33 protein-coding genes are annotated in these 25,781 nt (G+C 56.3%); all 33 read right to left on the bottom strand.

Annotation, left to right across the window (positions count from 1 at the left end; all coding sequences use genetic code 11):
• Positions 1 to 84: 84 nt before the first annotated feature.
• Positions 85 to 1,935, bottom strand: coding sequence for a hypothetical protein (locus tag VGH19_06620; GenBank protein HEY1171029.1), 1,851 nt, complete (start codon positions 1,933 to 1,935; stop codon positions 85 to 87).
• 29 nt (positions 1,936 to 1,964) lie between these two features.
• The gene (locus tag VGH19_06615) at positions 1,965 to 3,185 is read right to left on the bottom strand and encodes a hypothetical protein (protein ID HEY1171028.1); all 1,221 of its coding nucleotides are present in this window, start codon (positions 3,183 to 3,185) and stop codon (positions 1,965 to 1,967) included.
• 60 nt (positions 3,186 to 3,245) lie between these two features.
• Positions 3,246 to 3,488, bottom strand: a complete 243-nt coding sequence (locus VGH19_06610) for a hypothetical protein (GenBank protein ID HEY1171027.1) — start codon at positions 3,486 to 3,488, stop codon at positions 3,246 to 3,248.
• A gap of 48 nt (positions 3,489 to 3,536) precedes the next feature.
• Complete coding sequence (locus tag VGH19_06605; GenBank protein ID HEY1171026.1) at positions 3,537 to 3,812, bottom strand: hypothetical protein; 276 nt, start codon at positions 3,810 to 3,812, stop codon at positions 3,537 to 3,539.
• Positions 3,813 to 3,875: 63 nt separating this feature from the next.
• Positions 3,876 to 4,616, bottom strand: coding sequence for a glycosyltransferase (locus VGH19_06600; GenBank protein HEY1171025.1), 741 nt, complete (start codon positions 4,614 to 4,616; stop codon positions 3,876 to 3,878).
• 10 nt (positions 4,617 to 4,626) lie between these two features.
• On the bottom strand, positions 4,627 to 5,403 hold the full coding sequence (locus VGH19_06595; protein HEY1171024.1) for a site-specific DNA-methyltransferase: 777 nt from the start codon (positions 5,401 to 5,403) through the stop codon (positions 4,627 to 4,629).
• A 250-nt stretch (positions 5,404 to 5,653) separates the two neighbouring features.
• Entirely contained in the window at positions 5,654 to 6,124 is a 471-nt protein-coding gene (locus VGH19_06590) for a hypothetical protein (protein HEY1171023.1), read from the bottom strand.
• Positions 6,121 to 6,555 (bottom strand): hypothetical protein, encoded by a 435-nt coding sequence (locus tag VGH19_06585; GenBank protein ID HEY1171022.1) that lies wholly within the window; start codon positions 6,553 to 6,555, stop codon positions 6,121 to 6,123. The genes VGH19_06590 and VGH19_06585 overlap by 4 nt, the downstream gene beginning before the upstream one ends.
• 25 nt (positions 6,556 to 6,580) lie before the next feature.
• Positions 6,581 to 6,907 carry a hypothetical protein gene (locus tag VGH19_06580; protein HEY1171021.1) on the bottom strand — a complete coding sequence of 109 codons (327 nt, stop codon included), beginning with the start codon at positions 6,905 to 6,907 and terminating at the stop codon, positions 6,581 to 6,583.
• Between the two features lie 49 nt (positions 6,908 to 6,956).
• On the bottom strand, positions 6,957 to 7,304 hold the full coding sequence (locus tag VGH19_06575; GenBank protein ID HEY1171020.1) for a hypothetical protein: 348 nt from the start codon (positions 7,302 to 7,304) through the stop codon (positions 6,957 to 6,959).
• Between the two features lie 62 nt (positions 7,305 to 7,366).
• A complete protein-coding gene (locus VGH19_06570) occupies positions 7,367 to 8,242 on the bottom strand; it encodes a hypothetical protein (GenBank protein ID HEY1171019.1) in 876 nt (291 codons plus the stop codon).
• A 52-nt stretch (positions 8,243 to 8,294) separates the two neighbouring features.
• Positions 8,295 to 8,471, bottom strand: a complete 177-nt coding sequence (locus VGH19_06565) for a hypothetical protein (protein HEY1171018.1) — start codon at positions 8,469 to 8,471, stop codon at positions 8,295 to 8,297.
• A 16-nt stretch (positions 8,472 to 8,487) separates the two neighbouring features.
• Positions 8,488 to 9,336 carry a hypothetical protein gene (locus tag VGH19_06560; GenBank protein HEY1171017.1) on the bottom strand — a complete coding sequence of 283 codons (849 nt, stop codon included), beginning with the start codon at positions 9,334 to 9,336 and terminating at the stop codon, positions 8,488 to 8,490.
• Entirely contained in the window at positions 9,333 to 9,773 is a 441-nt protein-coding gene (locus VGH19_06555; GenBank protein ID HEY1171016.1) for a hypothetical protein, read from the bottom strand. The genes VGH19_06560 and VGH19_06555 overlap by 4 nt, the downstream gene beginning before the upstream one ends.
• A complete protein-coding gene (locus VGH19_06550) occupies positions 9,770 to 9,988 on the bottom strand; it encodes an ImmA/IrrE family metallo-endopeptidase (GenBank protein ID HEY1171015.1) in 219 nt (72 codons plus the stop codon). The genes VGH19_06555 and VGH19_06550 overlap by 4 nt, the downstream gene beginning before the upstream one ends.
• Before the next feature lie 2 nt (positions 9,989 to 9,990).
• Positions 9,991 to 10,497 carry a hypothetical protein gene (locus VGH19_06545; protein ID HEY1171014.1) on the bottom strand — a complete coding sequence of 169 codons (507 nt, stop codon included), beginning with the start codon at positions 10,495 to 10,497 and terminating at the stop codon, positions 9,991 to 9,993.
• A 56-nt stretch (positions 10,498 to 10,553) separates the two neighbouring features.
• Positions 10,554 to 10,832, bottom strand: coding sequence for a hypothetical protein (locus VGH19_06540; GenBank protein HEY1171013.1), 279 nt, complete (start codon positions 10,830 to 10,832; stop codon positions 10,554 to 10,556).
• Positions 10,833 to 10,854: 22 nt separating this feature from the next.
• Positions 10,855 to 11,550, bottom strand: a complete 696-nt coding sequence (locus VGH19_06535) for a hypothetical protein (protein ID HEY1171012.1) — start codon at positions 11,548 to 11,550, stop codon at positions 10,855 to 10,857.
• Between the two features lie 97 nt (positions 11,551 to 11,647).
• Complete coding sequence (locus VGH19_06530) at positions 11,648 to 14,689, bottom strand: hypothetical protein (protein ID HEY1171011.1); 3,042 nt, start codon at positions 14,687 to 14,689, stop codon at positions 11,648 to 11,650.
• Between the two features lie 14 nt (positions 14,690 to 14,703).
• A complete protein-coding gene (locus tag VGH19_06525; protein HEY1171010.1) occupies positions 14,704 to 14,922 on the bottom strand; it encodes a hypothetical protein in 219 nt (72 codons plus the stop codon).
• A 2-nt stretch (positions 14,923 to 14,924) separates the two neighbouring features.
• Positions 14,925 to 15,350, bottom strand: a complete 426-nt coding sequence (locus VGH19_06520; protein HEY1171009.1) for a hypothetical protein — start codon at positions 15,348 to 15,350, stop codon at positions 14,925 to 14,927.
• A gap of 31 nt (positions 15,351 to 15,381) precedes the next feature.
• Positions 15,382 to 15,792 carry a hypothetical protein gene (locus tag VGH19_06515; protein HEY1171008.1) on the bottom strand — a complete coding sequence of 137 codons (411 nt, stop codon included), beginning with the start codon at positions 15,790 to 15,792 and terminating at the stop codon, positions 15,382 to 15,384.
• A 72-nt stretch (positions 15,793 to 15,864) separates the two neighbouring features.
• Entirely contained in the window at positions 15,865 to 16,938 is a 1,074-nt protein-coding gene (locus tag VGH19_06510; GenBank protein HEY1171007.1) for a DUF5131 family protein, read from the bottom strand.
• A 45-nt stretch (positions 16,939 to 16,983) separates the two neighbouring features.
• Positions 16,984 to 17,223: a hypothetical protein gene (locus VGH19_06505; protein HEY1171006.1), complete on the bottom strand. Its 240-nt coding sequence runs from the start codon at positions 17,221 to 17,223 to the stop codon at positions 16,984 to 16,986.
• Positions 17,224 to 17,225: 2 nt separating this feature from the next.
• The gene (locus VGH19_06500; GenBank protein HEY1171005.1) at positions 17,226 to 17,600 is read right to left on the bottom strand and encodes a hypothetical protein; all 375 of its coding nucleotides are present in this window, start codon (positions 17,598 to 17,600) and stop codon (positions 17,226 to 17,228) included.
• Positions 17,601 to 17,639: 39 nt separating this feature from the next.
• Positions 17,640 to 18,083, bottom strand: a complete 444-nt coding sequence (locus VGH19_06495) for an ASCH domain-containing protein (GenBank protein HEY1171004.1) — start codon at positions 18,081 to 18,083, stop codon at positions 17,640 to 17,642.
• A complete protein-coding gene (locus VGH19_06490) occupies positions 18,080 to 18,334 on the bottom strand; it encodes a hypothetical protein (GenBank protein ID HEY1171003.1) in 255 nt (84 codons plus the stop codon). The genes VGH19_06495 and VGH19_06490 overlap by 4 nt, the downstream gene beginning before the upstream one ends.
• A gap of 69 nt (positions 18,335 to 18,403) precedes the next feature.
• On the bottom strand, positions 18,404 to 18,850 hold the full coding sequence (locus VGH19_06485; protein ID HEY1171002.1) for a hypothetical protein: 447 nt from the start codon (positions 18,848 to 18,850) through the stop codon (positions 18,404 to 18,406).
• A 44-nt stretch (positions 18,851 to 18,894) separates the two neighbouring features.
• Positions 18,895 to 20,661, bottom strand: coding sequence for a hypothetical protein (locus VGH19_06480; protein ID HEY1171001.1), 1,767 nt, complete (start codon positions 20,659 to 20,661; stop codon positions 18,895 to 18,897).
• A 12-nt stretch (positions 20,662 to 20,673) separates the two neighbouring features.
• A complete protein-coding gene (locus tag VGH19_06475; GenBank protein HEY1171000.1) occupies positions 20,674 to 20,943 on the bottom strand; it encodes a hypothetical protein in 270 nt (89 codons plus the stop codon).
• Positions 20,944 to 20,949: 6 nt separating this feature from the next.
• Complete coding sequence (locus tag VGH19_06470) at positions 20,950 to 21,414, bottom strand: DUF4031 domain-containing protein (protein ID HEY1170999.1); 465 nt, start codon at positions 21,412 to 21,414, stop codon at positions 20,950 to 20,952.
• Positions 21,411 to 21,617, bottom strand: coding sequence for a hypothetical protein (locus VGH19_06465; GenBank protein ID HEY1170998.1), 207 nt, complete (start codon positions 21,615 to 21,617; stop codon positions 21,411 to 21,413). The genes VGH19_06470 and VGH19_06465 overlap by 4 nt, the downstream gene beginning before the upstream one ends.
• A gap of 34 nt (positions 21,618 to 21,651) precedes the next feature.
• Positions 21,652 to 25,536: a DNA translocase FtsK gene (locus tag VGH19_06460; GenBank protein ID HEY1170997.1), complete on the bottom strand. Its 3,885-nt coding sequence runs from the start codon at positions 25,534 to 25,536 to the stop codon at positions 21,652 to 21,654.
• Positions 25,537 to 25,781 lie beyond the last annotated feature (245 nt).

Genomic DNA, 25,781 nt, shown 5'->3' with positions numbered 1-25,781 from the left:
AATGCGTTGCCGTCTCCCCTCTACCAAAGCACCACAAATCCCCCGCACCGTCAACCATTTCTAATGGAACTCCATATTTTATGGTCAAGTCCGCTTGGCTCCCCCAAATCCACCGCCCCGGCCACCGTTGTTTCCGTTGAATTGCAGACCGGCCAGCCAGATGGAAAACCCTCCCAGTGCCATGTAAAGCGCGCTGACAAAATCCTTCTTGTCCTTGGTGGAATACTGCTTGGCCCCGCGGGACGTGGTGATGTAATTGCCCTCCTCATCGGTCGCCACCACCACCAGCCCGAACTCGTCCAGCAGGATGCCCAGCGTCTCCAACAATTCCAATTGGGGTGGCGTCAGCTTCTTCAACTCCGACTCATCCCATTCCTTTTTTTCTGCGATTAAAGGCAGCTGTTCCAGCAGCATCGCGTCCCGCAATTGTCCATGCAGCACATCCACCAGATTATCGTCACCGGACAATTCCGGCCACTTGCGACGCAACTCCACATCCCCTCGATAGCACATCAACAGCACCAAGTCTGCGATGCTGCTTTGCACATCATGGTCATACACGGTCGCTATGGGACGGCATTCCACCTTCTGCCCGTCGATCAACTGGTCGATCGCCTTGAGATGCGGCCACACCCACTGGCCACCGCCGCCATAATCCATCATGATCTTTGTGAACCGCCATGATTTGTGTTCTTTGTGGATGATCCCGCTCCACTCATCCGCCCGCGCCGAACGCACTTTCTTCGCCCAGATCGGCGCGATATCCCAACCGCTGATTTCCCGAGGATAAACCACTTCTTCCCCTAGGCGTGTCGGCGGTGCCAGTCGCACCTGCTTTGGCCTGGCTCGCAAGATCATCATCGCCCCGTCATCGCTCTTCTGTCCCTGTGCCGGAGCTGGATCTACGCCGAGAAAATAAAACGTATGCGCTGAATCCCATGTATCGCTCGACCGGCTCACCACGGGCATCAACCCCAGTGCCGTCCCCGCTTTGATGCAGGGATTGATCACTTCATCGGAATACCAGCCGCGGCCGTCGATGTCCCGCACGCCCAGACCTTCACCCAAGAATTCCACCACCGGCAGATTGGCCTTCATGTGGTTGATGGCCTTCATGTCGCAGAACTCCTCCCGGAAACTCTTGCCCGTGTGGCAGGGCCGATGGCTCCAGTCCTTGTAGTTCATGCGCAACACGGCGTAATCCGTATTGCCCTGCTCGACCTTCTTCTCATGCACGCGCACGCGCTTGGTCGAGATGTGCGAGGATGGCTTGGCCGGAGCCGTGAACGTACGGTGATTGCACCAGATCGGATGCTCCTTGTTGTAATTCTCCCGCGTGCTGCGGCCAATGAGCTGTCGGTCGATACCATCGCTCATCGCGTCGATGTGTGGCCACTCTTCCACCAGCAAGGTATTGATGCGCAAGCTCGCCTGTCCTTTCGCATCACCCTTGAAATCAGGTGCCGGCAGCAACGCCTTCGCCCCGCACATATAGTAAGCGGTGAAACAGTCCGCCCCCTCGCTTGTCTTTTTCTCCCGCTTGTTGCTGCTCAATCCGTCATCCAGTTTGCCCAGTTGCGCCCGGAAGATCGGGGAAGTCGTGCTGGAGTAGTATTCCCAGAAAGACCGCTTGCCGGTACCGAAGTTGGGATAATAGATGGACGCCCAGTGCGTCTTGCCGCTGAAGTGCGTGATCAGGATGCAACGCAACTGGATGTAGATCCAGTCCACCAGCGTCTTGCCCGTGCTGAAGCCGGACTCGTCGATGACGTCCGCCACCCACCAGTAATAGCGTAGGCGCACGCGCTGGAATACATCCAGATCATATCCCAGCAGCACCTTGGCCGCCATCACCGGGTCACACAAAAAATCTTCCACCATTCCCTGCGTCAACTTCAGTCGCGCTGGAATGGCGGGCACATAAATATCAGGCACTCATCCTCTGGATCTCCTCCCCCTACCGGCTAGTCCTTCACTTCTTTCTTCGGCGCTTCACCCATGGCGAGGTCATGATACTCACCCGCCTTCGGATCATCGCTCAACAGGTCCGGAATCTCATCGCCCTTGGCGAGCATCTTGTAAGTTTCCCGCCAGGCTTCCTGCACCCGTTTCAACGAACGATGCGATATGGTCGATGTCCATTTCGGATTGAACAGTCCCGCCCGTGCCGAGTTCACCATCACCACGATGTCCGCCCGATAACGCGGATCTGGCATCTGCTGGCTCATGCGCAACAAACACTCGATCTCCATCCCCGTGTTCATGCCATCGAGGATCGTGTTTTCACCATCGGCATAGTATTGCTGGCAGCCCTGTATGATCAGGTTGAGGATGCTCCGCTGGTCCTGCGAGTGCGCCACCATCTTGGCGAACGGCATCAGGTTGTTCAGTGACTCCACCAATTTGTTATACTGCTCCAGCAAGCGGGTCTTTTCGTTCTTCGCCTTGTCGTATTCGAGCGTCAAAGGCTCCGCCTCATACATCTTCTCTTCCACCCGCTTTTGCAGGAGCAGGCACTGCAACGCCTCCCGGGCGATCTCACCCGCCACCGGATGCTCCAACATCGGTCGCCATGGCGAAACCTTTCCCGCAAACCAAATCTTCTCCGTCCTATTCTCCTCCGGCTTGCGGTCCTTCACCGTGAACATGCGGTCGGGAAAACCATGCCTCTCGAGCATCTGTTCTTCCGCCAGCAGCGTATTCACCGGCTGATCCGGCGGCTTGGCTTCCACCACCACCGGCGCGGTCGCCTGCACCTTGAACTTCTTCCAAAGCTGCACTCCCGCCAAAATTTCCTGCCTTAACTGGTCCTGTGAGATACCTAACTCCTCCCGCAATTCTGCCATGGTGGAGAGCTTGTAATCCCCCGCACTCGCATTCATCGGCAGCAACACCGGCTGCACGCCATAAAGACGGCGCACGATCAACCACGTACGCGCGAACGTGTGAATGACTTCGTGCCAGGACGGCACCTCCCCCTCCTCCAGTTCAAACTCAGCGGCCAGCAGATCAAACCGCTCCACCCGCCATGGCTCGCGCACACCCGGAGGAAAATACTCCGCCAGTCGCTTGTCGCCGACCGGCGCAGATGCAGCCACAACCGGCAGCGGCACCGCCGCTACTGGCTTCTTTACTTTCGCATCAAAAAGATTTTCTGTCCTGTCTCCATCATTCTTGCCCGCCACAATTCCTGCTCTCTCCTCCCGCCATCAATCTCGTCCTCGTCCTCGCTTCAGTCCATCTCGTCAATCCTGTCCATCCTGTCTCAACTTACCTATCACCACCTCACCCGTCCCGCTCACCACCATAAAACCGTCTTTCGGCATATAGGGATTTCTCTCGATCTTCAACCCGCCCACATCAACGACCGGCAACGCCTCCTCCAACGGCCCAAAATGCAGATCAAAAAACGTCTTCGTCTTACCCGAGGTAAACCCCGACGTATCCACCATATCCACCGAATCAAAAATCTTTTTTCCTCTGCCCATACTCGTTCGCGTAGTTAGTGTTGGCCTCTGGTGCAACCAGTTCGCGGTTCAACTCTCCGCTTTCATCTCCATCGGAAACCGATGGCTCTCATCATACACCCCGTCTTCAACTGACACACAGGCCCAGTCCTTATCTTTGTCCACACCCTCTTTTAATAACCGCTCCACTGACTCCCTGCAATCCATTGAATTATGCGTCACTAGCGGGCCTTTCTCATAAGGCATTCCATTCTCAGGATCGAGGTATTCAATCTTCGGATCACACCAGCAACTCACCGCCGAATGCTGCCGGTCATCGTTATTTGGCACCACATGCACACTCATCGCTTATCCTTATCCATTTCCATCCGTGTTTCTCTGTGTCCATCTGTGGTTAAATAAAAAAGGTTATCTCAGCGGCTGGATCTTATACTTCATCGCGAACCACTGCCGCACATCCATGCCTCGCGTCGTGCGACACCGCTCCTTTTCCTTCTGCTCCCGCTCCTCTTTGTGGATGCAGTAATAGCCTATGGGCACCGGGAACGATTGCACCACGCCCAATCCCCACGTCTGCCAGACCCGCAGCCACAGATCCCAGTCCTCTTCAAATTCGATTTCACCATCAAACCGCCCCACCTCCTCAAACGCATCACGACGGATGAACGTCGGGCACACCAGCAACGGATTGCGCCGCTCGATCACCGTCATATCAGACAGGCGCACTTCCATCGGCACGTTGTCCCTCACCATCACCTGCTGGCCATAGAACACCCGCGTCGCCTCCTGCAGCTTCACCGCCCTGAAAAAGTTCAACGCCAGCGGCGCAAGAAAATCGTCCGCATCCAAAAACTTCAACCATGGCGCCTTGGCCTCTCTCGCCCCCAAGTCGCGCATCAGGGAAACCCCCATCCGATACGGACTCTCCACCAGCTTGACCTTCGCCGGACTCAACTCACGGGCCGTCTCGAGCAACCGGTTCACCTTCTGCCGGTCTTCTGGATCTCCCAACGTCTCGTCCGCACTGTCGATGCAGAGAAACAGTTCATCCCCTTCCCCGAGCTGGGGAATCACGGAAGCAAGGCACCTTTTCAGATGATGCACTTGCTGATAACACGGGATGATCACCGCTACATTCTTTTCGTTCATATCAAATTCCTTACGCCGCCGGAGCCAGATTCAGTTCCTGTTCTTCCCGCAATCGCTTCACTGCTTTTTCGCACTGGCTCTCGCGCTTCTCGATGCCGATCGAGCGGATGCCCAGTTGCCTGGCTGCCACCAGATGCGAACCACTGCCGCTGAAGCAGTCGATCATCAGCCCCCCCACCGGACACGAATACTCGATGAGCGGACGCACCAACCCCACTGGCTTCTCCGTCTCATTGATGGCAGCGCCATGACAATTCTTCATGTACACCACCGACCGTGCTAGCCGGGTTCCATTGTCATCGCTCTGATACAAGGCCGGTCCATAGCCGTTGAAATGCTTGGGTTTGTGCTGGCGATAGATCCGCTTCCTCACTCCACCAGACTCTTTCAAAGACTTGTCGTTGTGGAACACTTCTTCCCACTTCACATTCCGATGCCGGAAATGGACCATGAACTCATGCACCCGACGAAAGCGGTCCGTCATGAACGAACTCCCGTTCTGCTTTTCCCACACCCGGTCCTGCACCTGGTCGAAAGCTTTCTCGAATTCCGCCCAGTGCGACGTGAACATGCGGAAAGAACCGAAACACCACATGCTCCCGGTACGCTTCAGGTTGCGCGCCACGATCGAGGGCCAATCATCCACCCACCTGTCCCATTCCAGTGCCGTCTCGCCGTACGTGCTGTCCGTCACGATGCAATCCGCCATCGGCAACTGCGGCAGCACCTCTTCCATGTTCCCATGGTAAAGCGTCACCTGCTCGTCACTGTAATACGGCCGCAACATTTATAATTTGTCCGCCGTGAATGGATTCACACAGGCGCAAGGAACTTGCTTATATCCGATCGCACCTCGGCGACCCGACTGCTTCACCAGTCGGCGCGTTGAACCGGTGCCAAGACACTTCTTGCATGTTGGATCCGGACGGTTCGCAATCTTAACCCATGGCCCTTTGGGTTCTTCGCCCGCCGGAAACTCTTTAATCTCTCCCGTTTCAACATTCATATTATCTGTGTTAATCTGCGGCCATCTGTGGTTAAACCTTCGGCTCATACACCGCCGCCAAAAATCCCGTCAGCAAAATCAACCCCGTCTCATCATGTTCCACCGGACGCACCTTCGGACACTGATGCGTGATTTGGGAATGCAATCCGTATGGACGATCACACAACCGGCACAACGGCCGACTGCTATCCACCGTCAGGTTTTTATAGGCGGTCGGCGTGAACGGCACCGGCTCGTTCAACTCGCAAGCCTTCATCCCTTCCAATTGCGGCGATGAGTCTTTGTCCAGCACCTGCACCTCATGCAGCGGAAAGCTGGTCCCCGTATGAAGCGAGATGGCGAGACGGCCCGAGCGCACCAGCCGCGAAAGCTCCGCCTCATTCAACCGGTAAACCACCGTGCAAACGAAGCGATTCGTGTGTGCCGGCACCTGCACCTCGAGGCCCCCATGCTCGACCGTCTTCAAAGTCAGATTCGCCTCCGCAAATTTCTCTGGCGTCATAACTCCACCTCCGCCGCCTCAAACGCCCGGGGTCCAAATCCCGTCAACGTCCCCTTGCCATAGATCGGACACTGCATCGTGGGCCGCAGATGAAACGCCCGGATCGAGCGGCAATGTTTGCACTGCACCGTCATGGACGGCGGCAAGGAATTCAGATCCTCCTGCGACATCTGCACTTGAGAATCTGGCTCCACGCTTATCTCCTCCAGCGGCGGCAGCCACGGCGACTCTGCCGCATCCAGCGCCTGCAAATGCACCGCTGGTTGGCTCACTCCGGAATACACTCCCAGTGCGATCCGACGCCCACGCACGATCTTCTCCACCTCTTCATCCGTCAGTTCCCACACCGAGATGCACGCTCGGAAATTCGTATAGACTGCCAGTGGCGAGCAATTATGCATCCCCTCCGGCGCACCCAACACATGATTCATTCCCTCAAACTTCACCGGCAACATACTATTCCCCCTCCTTCTTCTCTTGCGGCGGCAGATACGGCTTCAACTTCGCTTCCTGTGCCGCGATATAGTCCACCTGCTTCGCGACCATGGCCTTCATCTGCTCTATCCCTACCTGCATCAAAGTCACCGGATCACGGAAGATGATGGAATGATGGATAAACCCCACCGCGCCAGAATCCTTACAATACAGTTTGGAAGAACATCCACCACCGGCATCCACCACGATGGCCTCCGAATATTTCAGATCACAAAGCAACCCGCCCTCACCCGGGCGCACGCATCGCATCACATACACTTTCTCCCCAAGCTGAAAATTCTTCTCCATATTATCTGTGTAAATCTGTGTTCATCTGTGGCTAAAAAATTCCCAACTTCTACGCCTCCGCTATTGTCATCGGCTTGCCGCCATCCAAATACTCCCGCATTTTCTCCCGATCATAAAACGCCAGGCACTCCACTTCCTGCCCCCGCATCTCGTGGATCTCCATTCCCATTAACAAAGGCGCATCAACCCTCGCGCCACCCAATCGAAGCAACTCGATACTCGTCGGCTTCATCGCCTGAAAATCCTCAGTGATTTTCCGAAACCCCACCGGCGAACACACCACGCCCACAATCTGCGGTTCCACCGGCGCGAAACCTTTCACCGCCCCAATAATCTTCCCCAGTTCGAACTCCCTGAAGTTCGCCCCCTCCGTGCATCCGTGTGTTTCTGTGTTCATCTATGGCTAACCTTTCCCCTCTCTGGACGTTCGATGTTGGACGTTGGATGTTCGATGTTTCCCTATGCGATAAACCCACACGCCCGCTCATGCCCTCCCCCACCAAACGCCTCCGCGATCGGCAGACAATCAAACCCCTCCCGCGACCGCAGGCTCCACTTCGTCTTGCCATTCGCCCGCTGCTGATACACCCCCACGAACGGAGCCCACTCATACTGCCGGATCAGTTCTTCCGCCACCTCATCCACGTAGGCAGTCGCGTTCACCACCGGCACGAAATGAATCCCAAAACTCTTCGCCACCAGCGACGGGCAAGCCGGTGTGACCGCCATCAGCTCGATCTTTTTCTCACCCGGCGCAAACCTCGCCACATGCACAGAACTCTGTCCACACTGCCGCTTCACCGCCTGCTCGATCATCCGCCACGCAACTTCCCCCTCTCCTTCAAGCTTCCTGGAACTGAAATGCATACCAGTCAACAGGCTGTGCCACACGGGAAACTCCATCGGATAAGTCCCCAACACCGCATTGACCCCGCGACTGTTCGGCAGCTTCCACGCCCAAAGATCACGGTCCTCGATGTATTGGATCAGCAAAGGAATCGGATGATATTTATGGAAATGCCTCCACGCCATCACCGCTCCGCTGTTCTCTTTACTGAACCACGCAAAATCCAAACCCTGTAACGCCTCACGCGCCGTCTTATGATGATCCAACACCAGCAACGACTTCATCCGAAAAGCCAAATCCAGTAGCACCTGACGCGAGAAAGAAAAATCCAAGATATAAACCTCGCTCCCGTCCTCCATCTCCGGCAGCACCTTGTCATCATTACTGCACGGGATATACGTCGCCTCATCCCCGAACTTGAGCCAGGCACACAACGCCGCCCCAAACCCATCCATGCACCCCTTGTGATACAAAACGTATTTTTTCATATAATTCGTAGCAGCCGACGTGAGGAGGCTCTAACCCCTCCTCGGTGATCGTCTATTTGCTATTGGCTATCACTGCATAGAGGCATACCAATGGGGCGCCAACCAAAGCACCCAACAGCAGAAAAAAGGACACCGCCAGACATCCGCCCTTAATACCACCGGGCTCCAGCAACTTCTCATACTCTGGCACTTGGACGTCCTTGTCCGGCTTGATTTCCTCTTCATTCATAGCCTATTCACGTGGTTCACTCTCCCCACCGGGACAACTCCTCATCCGCAATGTCCTCCGGGCTTTCCTCCAGCGCAGACGGATCACTTTCCAGATTCGATTCAGCAATCCCCATCGCATCAGCAGCATTCAACGCAGCACGCTCCATCAATCTGGCCGCACACCGCTTTAACCACTCCTCTCTGCTGAGCTTCAACAGGGGCATAGCTGATAAAGCCAACGGAAAATCCACCTCGTAATTTAAAGCTTTCAACACAGCAACCGCTCGCTCCTCACTAAAGGAATCGTTCGCATCACGGAGTTTGGACTCCATATCCAACCAGCAACCTATACGGGCAAGGGGACGGATTTTAGCCCATTCATCACAGATATTTTCCGCGCCCAGACCACCCGCATATCCCGTCTTCTTATACGTCTCCAGCTTAGTCCATTCAGCCGGCCTGATTCCTCTTCCACCGCTGGCATCCACCAGAATGGAATGGTTAGGCAAAGGCACCTTTAACAACGCGTCATTACCCTTGTGCTGGGTGATGATCTCAGTGAGCGGATAAGCCGCACAGATCCGCTTCAACTCTTCCTCACTCACCTGGCCGTTGACCTGAATTCTCTGAAACCGCTGGAAGAGCATGGAACAGTTGTCCGGTGGATCCACCAGCATTTGGCGCGCTTCACGCCCGCAGACGTGCAAAGCCACCCATGTTGCGTTCATCGCATTTTCACGGATCCAGTCCAACGAGGGATACCGCTTGCGCCCTTCCGGATTGAGTGTGAACAGAAATCCAATCTCCGCATGCGCCGCTAACCGGAACAAGGTGTCCGCAGAGGTGCTCTCATCCACCCCCGTCAACGTGATTCTCGGTTTCATCGTTCATCCTCCAGCAGTTGCACCAACGTCTCGATCGGAGAAAGCCCCTGATCATAGGCCCATTGGAAATCCCGCACATCCGCTTCGTTCGCATCCCCAAACGGAATGCGAAACATCGGTTGCAATTCCTTCCACCACGCCTCCAAATCCAGCTTAACCTTTTCCGGCACCGAGATAATTTTAACCGATCCGATGCCGTAATAACCCACATGCACATCACGGCGTTTCTCAGTCTTTAAATTACGGATAATCACATCCGTCCCGTTGAACTGATAACCGATCACTTCACCTCGTACGGTAGCCCTGCCTAATTTCGCCTCAATCACAGAACCGCAAGGGAGCAGCATCTTGACAGTCGCTTCAAATAGCAGGTTGTCGTAATTCTTCCGCTCTGCCGCTTTGAACAGCTTGCCGTAATTTTCTTCTGCTTGGTTCATGGGAATTCAAATATCTGCGCAATCCGCAAGGCCATCATCGTTTCCGACACTTCAAAAATCTTCGCCAGCTTCTTCATCTTCCTGTCATCGTTCACATCGAACACACCAAGCTTGGCGATCTCTTCTTTCACCATCTCTTCCGGCATCAGCAGGCACATCGCGAACAGGTTCGCCTCATCATCTTCCCGCTCCTGCCTGCTCTTCTTTCGCCCCATCTCTATTCCTTCACCCCTAAGAATTTCTTCGCTCGCGACAACTCATCACCCACCGGCAGCCGCCACGCCTTCACCGGATGATTCCCCGGAAACAGATACGGCCAGCATCCATCTGGCTGGGGAAATTGCGCTGTGATCGCCAAGGTTGCGCGAGGTGGAGCGGTCAAAGGATTATCCTTCTCCAATCTCATTTGCTCCACCGAAGGCAAATCGTCTTTCAACTCCATCGCTTGCATCGGCATCCAGCCGATACCACCATCGATGTAACCCATCCAGATACCGCCCGCAGTCGGCCAAGGAAAAATCCCCTCAATCTCTTCTATTACATGACTGCCAGCCGGATCAATCATCTGGCTGACATCCGGCTTGTGCGCCTCGCAATAAGCCATCGGCTTCGGCTCGCCTTTAAAAACGTGCCCCCACTTCGGAGCGCCCGCACATACCTGCCCCGTCAGCTTGCCGAACTGACACTCCAACACCCGCCACATTTCATGTTTATCTGCACTCATTGCTCTCAGAAAAATACCGGCTTATACGCCGCCTTATCCCCTCTTGTTCCTTTGGTTCAGACAGCCCCCACGGGCGTTTCTTCAGGCCATTGCACTTCATGAAACAATGGAGCCGGTCCAAACCATTCCTCACGCTTGGTGGGTGTATGAAAAAGACGGAAGCAAATATCCTTCCGAGGCTTGGAAGACTTCTTACCAGCCGGATAAACCGGACGTCGCGCACCCGTCACCCACTTCCAACTTCCCTCATGAAGCACACGGCAACCCAACAGATCATGCGAAAGCAGTTCCCACTTTGCCCGACACGAGGCTGGTTTCTTAGTTACGCTCTTCATGTCTCCCCTTAATGATTCTTTATCAGAGTTTCTCGCTCAGGATCTTCGCCTCCGGCAAAAGCTGCTCCGCCGTCTTGGGCATCGCCGGATGGTCCCGGTGATTGAAGACCAGCATCACCAACTGGTTCAACTGATCGTCCGTCAGGTCGGCTTGCAGGTCATACGCATCCGCGATCATCCCTTCCGTGTATTCGTGGTTCAGCCGCTGCTGCACCCGGCCCAAGGCATTGTCCAGCGACCGCACCAACAACATGACCCGCTGGATCTCCTCCGGCGTCAGCGCCTGCCCATCCCGCCGCCGGAACATATCCGCCGGCATCAGCAGGCTCTGCATCGCCACCTCACCGCGGATCTGCCTCTGGCGCGAATGAAACGCCTTGCCGTGCCCACCCTTCGAATGCTGCGTCTTGAACCCCGGCTTGAGATGCGTGTTCAGCATACCGAAGCGCAGGCAGTTCCAACCACCCTGCCCCACCACCAGCCATTTAGACCCGAGCAACACCTTCACCAGATCTTCCGCCTGCACCCCCAGACTCTTCGCCAGCAAAGGAGCGGTTTCCTCCGGCATGAACCCCACGTTACCCGTGGTCGGTGCGCTATACCCCAGATGCACCCAGAGCCGCAGAAAGTAGCGGGCCGCCTTCTCCTCGCCCACCAGTGCCTCCAGCAACTGGTATTCATGCGTCCGCTCGACATCGGTTGGAAACCTCAGTTCCATATTTTATAGTGTTCTACGTGGAACAATTCTCAGACTGCTTGCACACTTGCAACCATATTTTATAGAAAACTATATTTTGTGGAATTTCCCAAAATAATTAGGAATTCACCACTTCTTCGTGGGAGAATTCCCAGCGCCGGTCGTGTGCGTTGGCATCCACCAGGTTCACCGGATGATATGTTCCACGTCCACCCACCCCTTCCAGTGATTTGTACCACCAGTCGTCGATGTCGTCGCCGTGATACCCTGCCGGAACCGCCTCCGAGTTGTTCACCTCATCGCGGCGTTGCACCAAGATCAGCGTCTGGATGAACACCCCTTCCTCGATGGTCAGATAGGGCGGATGGATGATCTGCTTCCGCTCCGCGCTCGCGGGCGGGAATGTCACCATGCGCGTCTGCTTGCCGGTATACTCGGCCAGCATGGTGTCCAGTGCTTCGGAATACGCCAGATTCGTTTCCGTGGTCCACAATGCGGGCGGTTTCATCACCACATATTCCTTGTTGTCCCACACCGCCTGCACCCGCATGAACACCTCGCCCAGTTCTACCAGCTTGGCCCAGAAGCACGGCACCTTTCTCGGCGCTTCCAGCCACACCCGCACCAGTTTGGTCTCGCCATACTCCGGCACCAGCGCCACGTCTTCCATCAGTCGACCGATGATCCAATCCTCCTGACTGATCGATCCCTGCTCCCAAAGCGTCACCATACCACCGCCGTCCACCGTCTCGCTCGGTGGCACATAATGCGCGAACACCGGAGCGCCGGAAGCGATCATCCGTCCCGGCTCTCCCTGCGGCACCATCAACCGCACCAATGCCTCGCCGCCGGTCTGCACCCGCAATTCCCGGTTCGTCTTTTCCCCTTCCCGCAAGACCACACCGAAAGGGATCTGCGTCTCCCGCACATCACGAATCGCCCCCGCCGTCGAGTTCGCCCGGTCCTCGGCCTTCTCCTCCACCCAGGCCAGTTCGCCCGCGGGCAGTGTCTCCTCATGGTTGCCCGCCACGTAGACCGAGGAGGTCGTGGTCGTCGTGCCCAGATTGCCCGGTGCATTCCCCGGATAACTCTTCTTCATCTCGCTCCGCATGAAGGGATCGAGCCGCAACGCCGCCGCGATCTTCTCATACTTGCGCGCCGTCTCCATGAGTTCACCTTGCCCCGGGAGCAGACTCTTCTCCATCGAGCGCCGGTCAAAGTCGCTTTCGAGTTCGTAGTTCTGCGGCTCGCGCTGGTTCGTGTAATCCACCGTCTCTTTCAGGCCGGACATATCCAGCGTGATCGTGATGCGGTCATACATCGGGTTCAGCGGCAAGGTCGTCACTCCCGTCACCAAGGGCCGTTCAAATCCGCCCGAGCGAAATATCGCATCCTGATTCAACAGGCTTTCCGCGATCAGGCTTGCTTTCTGGCTGGCCGTGCGACCATCGGCATACGCGAGTTCTGTCACCGCTCCATTCATCACCACACACTCCCGGAACAGGCCCGGCTCCGAATGGTTCACTTGCGCATCGCCATCCCCTTCCTCCCAGAAGAACCGTTCCGCTTCAAAGCACAAGGTCGCCCGGATCTCCGCCACCGTGATCGTCGGATTGGCCTTGTAAACGATATGCCCGTTCTTCGCCTGCACCAGGTCGACCGATCGGATGACCGGTGAATCGAGCAGGATGAAATCACCATCTTCACCCGACGAATCCACCTGCATCCCCACCGGCTGCCACACGTCCTGCGTCTCGCGCCAGCGCGTCAGGTCGAACCGTTCCGGCCTGACCGCCTCAAACAGATCCGCTCCCACTTGATACCCTCGGGCCAGCACATAGCCGTTGCCTTCAAGCGGCTTTTCATGATCCGGTTCCATTCGTCCCGTCGCCGGATCATACGCCACCGCTACCAGCATCTTGCCCGCCATGGTCAAGGATGTCAGCGGCCTCGAGATGCCACCCCACGTCATCGTCGCGGGGGGACGATACGCCCGGAACACGAGCTGCGAGACATACAGCGCCACCGGCATCGTCATACGCGAACGCCCGGAGAAAAGCCGGTAGTCACTGAAATCCACATCTTCGCGCAAGGCCGCATACTCCCCCACAGTCATCACCAGCGCACGCGCACGCGCCAACTGCCGACCAACCAGCCGTTGGTTCGTCGTCGGGCGGGACGGATCATCGAGGATGTCCCTATACCGCGTGCCCTTCCCCACAAAAGTCGCGCCCGCTCCGAAATCCGTTTCCGTCGCCAGTCGCAGATACACATCGTCCACGAAGTTATCAAAATCCGCGAACCCCTGCCATTGCACATTCCAGTCAGGTTGCATCGCCACGTTGAACACCTGGTAGATGTTCCTCCCGCCCACGATGCGCGCCAGTGTGGGATTGTCCGTCAACGCGAAACCATCACGCCGCGGCGAACTGTCCGGCGGATAGATCTTGCCATTGGGAAAAACCGGAAAAAGCCCTTCACCCTTCCTCACAAAGAAAAGCTGATACGGATTGAGGTCGGAACTCGTCACCGTGAACGTCATGCCCTGCTTGCGGCAGATCTCCGCCAGCACCGAACCCAAGGTCTTGCCGCTCTCGCAGTTGATCCCGAACACCGGTTGCGTGATCTGGTCCGTGTGATACACCACCGGCGAAACTCCATTATACCAAGGACTGTTCACCGTGGGCGCAGTGAGCAGCAGGTAGATGATTTGCGCCGCCGACTTCGGCTGTGTCGTGAAGGTCTTGATGCCGGTCTTGATGTCTGCCGGCAGGATATGCCAGTAGCGCTTCACGCGCACATCACCCACCATGCGGATGTCCGTCATGTTGAACATGCCGAACACCGTGTCCTTCTCCAAGAAATGGCGCATGTCCACGAACTGCACCGTGCGCTCGCGCCCATTCGTCCCCTCTACCGCATTGTCCGTGCGGCAGATGCCCCAGTAGATCCTCCCCGCCAACTGGATCCGCATCAACGCACCCGCTGTCACCGGCGCAGGCACACCGCTGGTTCCGACATACGTGATGCGGGCCTCGGCAGGATTCACCCCCCATGATGTCGTGAGGCTCATCGACTTCGCCGCGAAGGTCACCGCCGCCTGCACACCACTGCCCCGCGGGGGCGTGGACACCTGCACCAATACTGAAGAACTGCTCATATCTTTTTCCTTGGTTACATCCCCTGATAAAATGTGATCGAATAATCCCGCGTCGTCAGCGGCCTCCACTTCGCCAGCTCCATCTTCCATGCATCCGCCCGCATCTTCCTCATCCCCACCAGCTCCCGCTTCACCTTGTCGCGCCGGTACGCCTCGGCGAGCCGATGACAACGATGACACCTGCCCTGCCCCGGACGGTTCTCACCCCCACAAACTGGACAGAATCCGTTCATCCTCAAACTCCGGTAGGGCGAGAGTCCCCTCGAGCCGTTGCATTTTCCGTTGGTTTGATCTCCTCCCAAATCAATTCGCCACGATCATCCTTTACGATCTTCACCACGACACGCTCGGCTTTGTAATTTGCTTTGGGAAATTTTTTGCCTGCCAAGGCTTCACGAAATCTCCTCTTCAACACTGGCAGCTTAAAACCTCTCCATCCCCACGTCTCTTCGAAATTCTCATCCTTGATAGCTCCTTTCACGATTCCATTGATTAGAACTTCCTCGCGTATGGACTCATGATGCCGGCCATCTTCAAAACATCGGATCACCGGCGAGATCATCATCGAGGGACAGTCAAACTCCCACCCTTCATCCCACCGCAACGTGTCACACACCAACTCCATCCCTTCCTTAATTTCAAATGTCTTCAACTTCAACATATCATCCTCCTTCATCCGTGTGAATCTGTGGCTAAGCCTTTACCTCCAGCAACGAAGCTTCTTTGGTCATCGCCTCACAACATTCTTTACACACATCCCACTCTTGATCTTCCACCGGCACAGTCTCCAATTTGCTCTCCGGCAATTTCTCCGATTCGAACTTACCGCACTTGTCACAACTGTCCGACTCAAAGAGTTGCCATTCCAACTCGCGATAGATCCTCAAACCTGCCGCATCATTCCAATCCACCACACAATGCGGATACGTCGCTGCATACTTGTCCGCCTCGGGACAGCGGGTAGCGCGGATCTGTCCAAACTCACAATCAAAACCATCCGTCCGATGCACAGCACCTTTGGCTTTACCTCGACTCTCCACGAACACGATTGCCGCGTTTTCCTCGTAGCCTCCTTCATTCACTACCTTCCATGCTTTGATCATAATTTCTGTGTATTCTGTGGTTTAAAAAATCTGTGTTTATCTGTGTTTGCCACCGGTGCTACCGGTCTGTGGTTAAAAACCCGGCATCTCCTGCACCTGCAACTCCTCCGGCCACTCGTTGATATCGCCTCCCTTTGGATGCTTGTAACGCACCCGATGATTGCGCCGGTTGAACTCCCATCTCGCGATGTCCGCTGGATCCACCACATCCTCACTCGCCTCCGGTATAACAGCCGAATCATCGCGCACCGCGTAGCTCCCCATCTGCTTGACGAACACTTTCACGCACGCCGCAAATGCCCCCGCCACAGCCCAACGCAACCAATCCTCATGACACATACGCGGATCTTCATTCTCATCACCCGATTCTCCACCCAATATCAACAACTCCACCTGGTAGATTTTCTCTAGCCACTTCATCTGCTCATGCTCGATTTGTGCCGCACTCAACCCCTTGCGCGCCTCACCCATCGGTTCACCTAACGGCCCCAGCAAAGGCTCGGCGCTTACAAACCGCACCTTTGCCTTCACCGCCAGCAGATCATCAATCTCCGCCGGGAAATCCGGCTGCCAGCTCCACCCGATCCACAAGTGACCCGGCACCGGACCGCCTTCATAGCGATACGTCAGGTACTCGCGCATCACCTTCCCTCGCTTGGTCAGCAGCATGAACCGCAGGTGGGTGCATTTCTCCATCACCTCAAACCACGCGTCCCTTTCCTCGGTCGTATAGACCTCTTCCGCCCAATCGAACATCGAACCCACGAACACCCGACGCGGACTGCTATCGAGTGACGAGTGGCACTTGGGGCACACGTAGTCAAACTTCAGCGCATCATCTCCCGTGTAACCAAACATCTCATCCTTCTCCTCACTGCACCCCGAACAAGTCCACGGATGTGTCTCCGCATACGCATTCCACCGGTAAACTTCCTTCGTCGTCTGCGCGCTCACCACATGGCGTGGAGCATTCGCGCCCCAATGCGATATCGGTTTCTCCTTGCTGCAACCCGGCAACGTCTTGCTGAAGCGGCGACGGTCCATCAACGCCGCATAACACCTCGCGCAACAGATAGACTTCTTCGCGCAACCGATGCGGAAGTTCAACGTGTAGTGACACCACTGGATCTTCGTATATTTCGCCATAAAATTATTTCTCAATGTCCATCCCGTCCATCCCGTCTATTTCAGTTAAAGCCCGGCCATGACCCGCATTGAACGGAGGCGGAAAATATCATTGTTGAGACTCACTCTCTCCCTGTGTCCGGTCGGCAGGCTGTCATACATCGCCAACAGCTCCGCCTCCAACGCGTCCAATTCCCGGATGGCACGCTGCCGTTCCTGTTGACGCCGCACCGCCCGCAACGCCCTCAAGCGGACACGACGCCGTCCTACAAACCCATCCCACCATTTCTTGAGTTTTCGTTTCATTGTCACCACCTCGATAGCGCACACAAAAACATCGCGATACAGAAGCCCACCATCAGAGCGATCATCACCGCACACCCGCCCGTCGCCTCCAGTTTGATCGGCTCATCACCCATTCCCTCTTGCCACTGCTTGGATTCCTCCTCGGCAACTGCTGCCTCTACGGGTTGCGCCGCACTGGCCTCCATTATCCAATCCTCACCATACCCATCCGTCCGCATCCCATCGTCTTCCTCCACCGTGTAATCCAGATGCCCATGCCGGTCTGCATGCACCCCACAGATCACCGCCTCGAAGTAAGGCGGAAAACCCATCTCCACCTGCTTCACCCAAACCCTTTGCCCCACCTGATATTGCGCCTTCGGTATCGTCGTTTTCATCTGTGTTTATCAGTGTGAATCTGTGGTTAAAAAATCCAGTTACGCCGCCTTCTTCAAAAATTTCAGATCACTCGCCGTCACATAACTTCCGCCCTCATGACACGGACGGAAGAATCCCTTCTCCCCCTTGCACGGGATGAATTCACACGGCTGCTGGTCCTCCATCAAAAAACCGTAATCACCCACGAACCATTTTGAGTTCGATCGGGTGACACAATCAGTGATGCTGGCGATGCCCACGATCCCACCCAACGGCAGGTCCTGCGCCCGCGGCAGCCGGATATGCGGGAAGTGTTCTTCCAAGAAGAAATAGCAGTCGTTGTATTCCTCCTCCTTCATCACCTTCCCGGTGTGGATGAAACGCGGCCCGCGCATGAACGTCTGCCACAGCCGATTCTCGACATCCTTGAAACCGTTCACGATCAACCACGCCCAAGGCTGCCGCACGCTCAAAGCAAAACGTATTTCCAATATCTCGCTCATGGCGTCGCCTTCTTGTTCGATTTCCTCTCCGGACAACGCCCCGGACAGCTCGGCGGTTCCGCACTGATCCCCATCCACGCCACCTCCACATCAGGATGCAGGCATTCGTAGTTCCACTCCGCCTCCTCATCCTTGCGCGCCGGACGCTCCAGACGGATCTTCAAATGCACACATCCCGTGCAAACCATCTCCGTCTCCACCAAAGACGTCCGCGGCCCCACCTGCACCTTCTGTTCAATGGTCTTTTTCATCTGTGTGAATCTGTGTCCATCTGTGGTTGAAAAACTGCGCGTATCCCGTCGCGCCCCGGCCTGGTGCGCTCAGAACTTCGCGATGCGTTCCCCTAATGCCTTGGAATACGCCACCATTGTTTTCTTCTGCTTAAACAACAGCGACTTTTCCTCCTCACCCAACTTCTCAAACGCCGGACTGTCCATATACTTGTCCAGCGCCAGTCGGCGCTCATCCAATGCCAACTGCTCTTCAATCACCCGCTCCTGCCACTCCTCCAGCTTCTTGATGGCGGTGAAGTCCAGATAATATTCCTGGCCCTCTTTTACCCGGCCAAACAATGCGGGGTTCATCACCACCAAACGCAGATCACCCGACGGACTAAACTTCGCGTAAGTGTTGTTCTCATCGCTGCCATCAGGCGGATACGGCCCCTTCGGCCCAACCGGAATCATCTTCAGCTCTTCACTGACAGTTTCCTTCGCCTCGTTTTGTGTCACCACCACACTCGTCACCAGCAGTTTTGCTCTCATCATACCGTTCTTCCTTTTTGTTGTTAATTGGCCTTCATCGGCCAAATTCAAAACCCCTTGAAATCCGGCAGGTTTTCAAACACCTCACGGTGCATCTTCTCCGGCGTGATCGTCAGCGGCATTTCTCCCTCCTCCATCTTGGCGATCTCTTCCGCCTGGGACTTCGTGCCCACATAATGCGTCGGCACTCCCTCACCCGTGATCTTCCACACATCCATCAATGAGTCGAAGTAGCGCAGGCAGTTCGGATGATGCTTGGTGATATACTTCGGGTTCAGATCCATTCTCACCCACAGCGCACACTCACATGACTCCTGCACTGGCGACTTGGTCGCCACCGGATGAAACACCCCGTCCACAAGGCAGCCATTGCAGGCCGGGCAAACGTAGTGTGCCGGAGAGACACCGTCCGATAACTCCATATGAATCGCTTCACAGTGCGGGCAAGACGGCGTTACCGGTCCTTCATTGAGATTCAGATAAGGCCGCGTGGCCGTCCCATCCGGCGCTTGCTTGTTTTCGATCAACTCCACCCCGTGCGACTCTCCCTGTATCGCCACCAGCGGTTCTACCTTGTGTTCATGGCACCAGACCAATTTCGTCCGCTTGCCTTCAAACGTCGCCACCCACACCGCGGGCTTCGCGCAACGATGCTGTGAACCCAGGCCACTGCCGAAGCAGCAACGTGCCATCCGCGTTTCCTGTCGCGTCACCACCACGCCGTTCACCAGCCGCACAACCTCCTCCACGATCTCATCCTCCGCAGCCGTAGGCATACGAAGAAACCCTTCATCATTGGGCCGCTTCGGCGCGACCGGCGCGCAGATCTGACCACCCTTTTCCAAGAGGAAACAACAAGCCACCGTCACGTCATGAAACTCATCTTCGGTGATCACTTCACGATGCGCGTTCACCAGTTTGCGCACCGCCTTCTGGATCTCGAACACTCGCGACTTCTGGTACCACACCTCGCGACACGCCTCCTCTTCTGTCTGCAATGCCTTGAGAACGATGCGCGCCTGCTCACTCACTGCGTCACCCATCTCGACCTTCTCTGGTTCGATGATGTGCCCGATCGCATCCAGCAGCAGCCCGCAGTCCCTTGCCGTCGCCTCATACCAGTCGCCGTGCAATTGACGGGCATACGTCACCAACAACCGTTTCACCGCCACCTGCGCCCGATACCGCTCCACCTCCATCATCCGCACCACCGACTTCAACGCCTCATTTTCTTTCTCCACTTCATCCAACACCGTTGTCACGAAATCAGTCCCAGCAGGATTATCCACCGGCACAAGCAGTGCCCTCCCTAACTCAGCAAACCTCTGCTGCGTGATCTCCATTGCACCATCAATCTTCTTCAACTCCTCCAAAAGTTTCGCTTTAGTCCTTGGCGCTTCCTTCCCCAAGCGATACGTCGCCACCATCGCGCTCAACACGCGGCTAAACGGGATCTTCACACTCGTAGCCTCAGCGGCCATTTGAGCGGCGATCATGGAATCACGCACCGCCTCCTCCACTTGTTCGGGCGGCAGTATTTTCGCCCACGTCTCCCGCGCCAGTTTCTCCGCTTCCAAATCAATGGTTCTAATTTCTGGATCCAGCGTAATACTACTGCCCGTACTCACCTCAGCCAGCAGTCCGGCCAGTTCTCTTTCACCATTCTGAAAGGGTTCCACACGGGCATCGGGATCCAACTTCACCTCAACACCACTTTCTTCCTTCCGCCGCGGCCACATCCAAGTGGCCAGCGCAGTTCCAGAAACTAACAGCAGAATGCCTACAGTCAGTGCGATCTTATGTTCTTCACTCATAATTTTTGTGTGTTAACCGAGTTCCCCATCATCCCAACTTTGAAATCCTTTTAACGTCAGCCACTCCTTGCTCTGCTTCCTGAAATCGAGCGGCAAGGTCGTGTTCGCCGTGATGCCCTTATGCACCGCACCCCAGAACGCCGTCTGATGCTTCGGCATCTCCACCCCGTTCCACTTCCGCACCACGCCGCGGATCCTTTCCTCATCGAGCGACAACAGTGCCTCGTTCATCTCCAGCCTGAACGCCGCATCCTGCTCTAATCTGTGGTTGTCTGTGTTCATCTGTGGCTAATCTAAAAACCTCTTCCCATCATTCAGCGGCTCCATGTTCACGCGGATGATCTCCCCCTCCAGTCCCACTTCCACCGCCACGAACACCATGCCCGCTGGTGCTGTCGGCGCGCCCAACACTTCGCCGATGCGCCAGGCACGCCCTTTCCATTCCGTTGCGATCTGTCGGCGCAGGTTCGGAGCCATCACCGTGCGCACCCCGAGCTTCACCGCTGCCTCTCGACGCGGCGGCACCAGGTCGTAATGCGGGTGAAAAGGTTTGTTCTGGAACCACGCGGACTTCATGCCGATCGCCTGCGCGACTTCATGCAAGGCTTCCTCATGCCCCGGCAGACACCAGAGATGGCACCACATGTCTCCATGCTTCGCGCCCACTCTCGCGGTGTGCGGATCTCGGTAGTGGGGCCAGCGGAAAAGTTCATCCACGAAGACACCCGCTGCATTGATCTGGTTCGCTTTCATTCCTTTGCCTCCCTCGCTTCATCACGGATCATTTCACAAAAGCCCCGCCGCAGATTGGTCTTATACATGCGGCCGTCCGGGCGGCGCAGATGCGTCGGCGTGCCGCCGGGCAGTCCCACCCAGATCCAGCCACGCTCGCCGACCAGCTCGAAAACTTTGCCGACCTTCAGCTTCAACCATCTATGTCGGGGCTTTGAACTCATTTTACATAGTCTCTATATTTTATGGATAATCAGATCAGGCCAAAGTCTGCTGGTCGTTTGACAACTCCTCCACGATCGAGAAGAGCGAGCCCTTGCGTGGATCTACCCAGTCATCCGACACCACGCGCATAGGCCCGTGGGCCGAATCTCGCCAACGGCTGGCCTCCAGTTCCTCCTCATCGACAAACTTGTAACCCAGATCCGGGAACCGGTCTAAGTCGATCTCCCAGCACTTGGAGTTTTTCCCGGCAAACCGCTGGGTGGAAGGCCCCACCCAGAATTCATTCTGCGCGAGCTGGTCGCGCAAGTCGCTGATCTCCAGCGGCACTGTCCGGCCCGATCGGCGCAGATGCTCCGACAACGTATCCACCACCAGCAGATGATTCAGATACAGGTGATAGTTCATCCACGCCCCTTGTTTCGGTGCATTGGGCGGATGCGCCACCGGCGTCGTCTTCACCTTGAAGTAACGCTTCTTGTCATTCTCCGTTTCCCCGAACACCCCCCGCTGATAGGCACTGATGATATGCTGCATGAACACATTGATGTTCACCCGGCTCTGCACATCCTCGGTGGCCGTCACTGAATGGCCGAACAGGAAGTTGCGGAAGTCCATCATCTCATCCGGCGCATGGCTTTGGAACATGGCCACTGCTGCCCGGAATCCGGCATGCGCCACACCATGCACCAAGCGTGGACGGTCCTTTAGCGATTTCAGATCCGGCAACGCCATCCAGCTTTTCATCTCGCGCAAGACCGAGGCCGCAAACTCTTTCCGGTTTCGCAGGACCTCCCGGAAGAACAGCACCAGCCGGTCGCGGTTGCGTTCAAACCATTCGCGATGCTGGCCCTTGCGCCGCGGCTCACTCACGAACACATGCGCGTAACGATCACGCGTAGCCGCATCCGAGCAGGTGGATTCACCCGTCACCAGAAATGACGACCGGATCTGACGCTGCCGGCCGTCAGCCGTTTTCTTCGATTGCCGGTCGCGGTTGAATGACGCATGCAGCACACCTTCTCGCCCGCTGTCCACCGTTCCATTGCGAAATTCTTCAAACCACACGCCAAGGTTGGAGTATTGCTGGGCCGCGATGAGCATGCCCACTTGCGTACAAGCCGTGCGCAGGTTCAACCCTTCCTTGAGCGAGAAGCCATGCATGTCCATCAGCCAGCGCGTGATGCTCGTCTTGCCCTGCCCCATCTGGCCGTGAACCCACAAACCGGGGAACCCGCCATACTGCCGGAAGATTTCCGGTGCCGCCGCATACGCGAGCATCATGCCCACCGCCATGTAAGATTCATAACCACCCAGCGTCTCGCGCATCCGTTCCGTAAATTCCCGGAAGTAGCGGCCCAGCTTCTGTGTAGCTGGCCAGTCACCAAGGCTGTCTGGATCTTCTCCCGGAAACAGGCTCAATCCCGAGTATTCGAATTTCATCTCGGCGATGTTCAACTCCGGTCGCCATGTCGGAGCCTTCTGTCGGAAGGTTTCATTTTCCTCGTCCTTGTCCGGGACGAGATAACCCAGCCCGTCATACCAGAACACACCGTCATTATCAGGCCGCAGGAAATCACCTTCGGGCGTCACCGCACAATCACCCGCGAACCAGACACCGCTGGCCTCGTGGAACCCGTAGAACGGAACCTCATGCACTTCCAGATCCAACGCCGCATGGTTCAGATCACGTTGCAACGCCTGCAGCTCTCGTTCGCCCGCCATCCATGTCAGGTTCTTCGTGTTGCCCAGCCACTCGCGGAATTCCGAAGGACGCACCATGCTCCTCGCATCGAGCGCCGCCCGGCGCACTTTCTCCCCCTGCGCATTACGGATGTCCAAGATACGATCGCGCTTGCCGTTCGACCTCACCAACACATGCCGCAGGTCCATGCGGAAATCCGCCACTTGGGCCGGGATGCCCTCGAGCTGGAGATCCAGAAACCAAACCTCATCCCACCGCTCTTCCTTGCGTGCCTTGACCAGTTCCTTTTGCAACGAGATACGTCGCTTCTCCGGCACATCCTTGAGCGTGTAATACCAGCCCACCACTTCATGATACTTCTCCGCCAGCCACTCTACTCCCGGTGTGTATTTCAACGTGGTGTTCGCCAGCCGTTTCAGCTTTTGCGCCAGTCGTCTTTCCCGGTCGCCCGCATGAGGCAGCGCCGGTTTATACCAGAGCTGCATCAACCCGTTGCGGATGATGCGCTCATCTTCATTGTCGAACAGGCCACGCTGCCGGAAATCCGCCGCCCGTGGCGACACGCGCAAAAGACCGGACCACTCGTGGCGGATCTGTTCCAGCGGCTTCTCCTCTTTCAGCCAGCGGGCAAGCACACCGTCCCAGTCCGCCTTGCCCTTCTCATCGCGCCACTCTTTCGGCAGCAGACACACGCGCCCGTCCCAACCGTCACGCGCCAGCTTCTCCGCCAGATAACGCGCCCAGATGATCGCATCGTAACGCTTCTTCTTGTCCGGCTTGAAACTCGCCAGTGCCGGATCTCCCTTCTCTTCCGAGTCGAACCCCACGATGACATGCTTGGGATTCACCTCACGGATATACGCGATCAACGCACTCCACACCGCCGGGTTCTTCGACTGCGATATCCCCGGCAACGCACACCAACCCACCTTGCTCCCGCTGAAAACAAAATCACCGGCATCGGCCTTGAACTCACCCTCACAGATGACGAGCGTTTCAAACCGGCGGTTGTCCATCACACCGCCCGCTCGCGCCACATACAGGCGCGAACCAAAACCTTTGACGCCGCCCTTGTGCGGTCGCAGATAGATTAGACGACCACTGGCATCCCAATAAGGTATCAGGATTGGATTGTTCCATTCCCACACCTCATTGCCCTGCGCATCCTTGCCCGCCATTCCGTAACCGTAGAATTGCGAGTTGGGCTTGAGATCATACTGCCGTTCATCAGCAAGGAACAGCCCGCTCGCTATCAAAGCTTCTTCCGGGAACTCACCCCGCAAACCGTGCAGGATGTCCAGATTGCTCTGCCCGTTGCTGCGGAATCCGTAGGACACACACGCGCTCTCCGAGAGTCCGCGCTTGGCCATGATCGATTCCAGATCCTCTGGTCGCAATACAAGCTGGCTGTAGAACCGCCGCAACACCACCAAGCCCTGATCATCTCCCTCGCCGCCTTCCGCATCCGGCACCACATCCTCCGGCGGCACACTGCCCGCATCCACCACATCCAACGGACGCGGCATGCTGCTTTGCAACGGTGCCTTGTCCTCTTTTCTCACGCCAGATGAGGCAGCGTCGCCACTACCAGACGACGCTGCCTCTGGCGGAACCGGAGTAGGCGCAGGAACACCTTCCGGCAAATTGTCTTTGATGACTGGATTCTCGAGCAGGATGTCACGCGGCTCCGAACCCTTCGACGGGCCGACCACATGCCGCCGTTCCAGTTCATCCATGATCATCGCACAGAGCGTGTAACCTAGCTTCATCCTGCGCTGCAGCAACGACACGCTCGCCTTCTGCTCCGAACGGATGATCTCGAGCGCTTCCGTCACCTGCTCTTCGGTGAACTTCGCGGCACCTGGCTTGGCCGTCTTGGCCTTCGGCTCCTCCCATAACCCCGCCAGCTCAAGATAACGCTTGTAGGCCGGTGCGGCCTCGCCCTTCGCCGCCTCGGCACTGAGGCTTTCTTTGATCGCGACATAACCGATTTCAGAGACGGCATTGTTCTCACCCGCCGTACCGGAAGGACAATCCGTCTTGAAGCATTTGAAGAACTCCGTGCCCTTGGACTCAAAAACCCCGGCACTTCCCTTCTTCCCGCAGAAGGGACAACGCGGCATGGAAGCCCAGCTTCCATTCCCCGGAGCATCGCCATACTGCTCCATCAATTTGCGAAGTGGTAGCTTCGCTTTTGCCTGCTGATATTTGTTCATTTCCTGCGTCCCTGACCGGCCGGTGAACCGCCAAGATCACCGTCCCGCCTCAATTCCACATTTTATGGTCAACTATCTTTTATAACAATTTGAATGCAAAGGAGTTCCGTCCATGTGTCCAAATCAGCATGAAAAGGCACAACCCCTAGGCACAACCAAACCCGGAAAACTCACCCCAATAATCTGTCAACCAACCACTTAGAAAGCCATTCGATTTACTTCGGAAATAATTTTTATAATTATTT

The organism is Verrucomicrobiia bacterium, from assembly GCA_036405135.1.
Classification (GTDB): Bacteria; Verrucomicrobiota; Verrucomicrobiia; order Limisphaerales; family JAEYXS01; genus JAEYXS01.
Note: the sequence above shows the minus strand (reverse complement) of the source record. Positions and strands in the feature narration are given on the sequence as shown.

Coding starts and splice junctions, on each gene's coding strand:
- VGH19_06610 (HEY1171027.1), bottom strand. CDS start 3,488: ATGGGCAGAGGAAAAAAGATTTTTGATTCGGTGGATATGGTGGATACG.
- VGH19_06605 (HEY1171026.1), bottom strand. CDS start 3,812: ATGAGTGTGCATGTGGTGCCAAATAACGATGACCGGCAGCATTCGGCG.
- VGH19_06600 (HEY1171025.1), bottom strand. CDS start 4,616: ATGAACGAAAAGAATGTAGCGGTGATCATCCCGTGTTATCAGCAAGTG.
- VGH19_06595 (HEY1171024.1), bottom strand. CDS start 5,403: ATGTTGCGGCCGTATTACAGTGACGAGCAGGTGACGCTTTACCATGGG.
- VGH19_06590 (HEY1171023.1), bottom strand. CDS start 6,124: ATGACGCCAGAGAAATTTGCGGAGGCGAATCTGACTTTGAAGACGGTC.
- VGH19_06585 (HEY1171022.1), bottom strand. CDS start 6,555: ATGAATCATGTGTTGGGTGCGCCGGAGGGGATGCATAATTGCTCGCCA.
- VGH19_06580 (HEY1171021.1), bottom strand. CDS start 6,907: ATGGAGAAGAATTTTCAGCTTGGGGAGAAAGTGTATGTGATGCGATGC.
- VGH19_06575 (HEY1171020.1), bottom strand. CDS start 7,304: ATGAACACAGAAACACACGGATGCACGGAGGGGGCGAACTTCAGGGAG.
- VGH19_06570 (HEY1171019.1), bottom strand. CDS start 8,242: ATGAAAAAATACGTTTTGTATCACAAGGGGTGCATGGATGGGTTTGGG.
- VGH19_06565 (HEY1171018.1), bottom strand. CDS start 8,471: ATGAATGAAGAGGAAATCAAGCCGGACAAGGACGTCCAAGTGCCAGAG.
- VGH19_06560 (HEY1171017.1), bottom strand. CDS start 9,336: ATGAAACCGAGAATCACGTTGACGGGGGTGGATGAGAGCACCTCTGCG.
- VGH19_06555 (HEY1171016.1), bottom strand. CDS start 9,773: ATGAACCAAGCAGAAGAAAATTACGGCAAGCTGTTCAAAGCGGCAGAG.
- VGH19_06550 (HEY1171015.1), bottom strand. CDS start 9,988: ATGGGGCGAAAGAAGAGCAGGCAGGAGCGGGAAGATGATGAGGCGAAC.
- VGH19_06545 (HEY1171014.1), bottom strand. CDS start 10,497: ATGAGTGCAGATAAACATGAAATGTGGCGGGTGTTGGAGTGTCAGTTC.
- VGH19_06540 (HEY1171013.1), bottom strand. CDS start 10,832: ATGAAGAGCGTAACTAAGAAACCAGCCTCGTGTCGGGCAAAGTGGGAA.
- VGH19_06535 (HEY1171012.1), bottom strand. CDS start 11,550: ATGGAACTGAGGTTTCCAACCGATGTCGAGCGGACGCATGAATACCAG.
- VGH19_06530 (HEY1171011.1), bottom strand. CDS start 14,689: ATGAGCAGTTCTTCAGTATTGGTGCAGGTGTCCACGCCCCCGCGGGGC.
- VGH19_06525 (HEY1171010.1), bottom strand. CDS start 14,922: ATGAACGGATTCTGTCCAGTTTGTGGGGGTGAGAACCGTCCGGGGCAG.
- VGH19_06520 (HEY1171009.1), bottom strand. CDS start 15,350: ATGTTGAAGTTGAAGACATTTGAAATTAAGGAAGGGATGGAGTTGGTG.
- VGH19_06515 (HEY1171008.1), bottom strand. CDS start 15,792: ATGATCAAAGCATGGAAGGTAGTGAATGAAGGAGGCTACGAGGAAAAC.
- VGH19_06510 (HEY1171007.1), bottom strand. CDS start 16,938: ATGGCGAAATATACGAAGATCCAGTGGTGTCACTACACGTTGAACTTC.
- VGH19_06505 (HEY1171006.1), bottom strand. CDS start 17,223: ATGAAACGAAAACTCAAGAAATGGTGGGATGGGTTTGTAGGACGGCGT.
- VGH19_06500 (HEY1171005.1), bottom strand. CDS start 17,600: ATGAAAACGACGATACCGAAGGCGCAATATCAGGTGGGGCAAAGGGTT.
- VGH19_06495 (HEY1171004.1), bottom strand. CDS start 18,083: ATGAGCGAGATATTGGAAATACGTTTTGCTTTGAGCGTGCGGCAGCCT.
- VGH19_06490 (HEY1171003.1), bottom strand. CDS start 18,334: ATGAAAAAGACCATTGAACAGAAGGTGCAGGTGGGGCCGCGGACGTCT.
- VGH19_06485 (HEY1171002.1), bottom strand. CDS start 18,850: ATGATGAGAGCAAAACTGCTGGTGACGAGTGTGGTGGTGACACAAAAC.
- VGH19_06480 (HEY1171001.1), bottom strand. CDS start 20,661: ATGAGTGAAGAACATAAGATCGCACTGACTGTAGGCATTCTGCTGTTA.
- VGH19_06475 (HEY1171000.1), bottom strand. CDS start 20,943: ATGAACACAGACAACCACAGATTAGAGCAGGATGCGGCGTTCAGGCTG.
- VGH19_06470 (HEY1170999.1), bottom strand. CDS start 21,414: ATGAAAGCGAACCAGATCAATGCAGCGGGTGTCTTCGTGGATGAACTT.
- VGH19_06465 (HEY1170998.1), bottom strand. CDS start 21,617: ATGAGTTCAAAGCCCCGACATAGATGGTTGAAGCTGAAGGTCGGCAAA.
- VGH19_06460 (HEY1170997.1), bottom strand. CDS start 25,536: ATGAACAAATATCAGCAGGCAAAAGCGAAGCTACCACTTCGCAAATTG.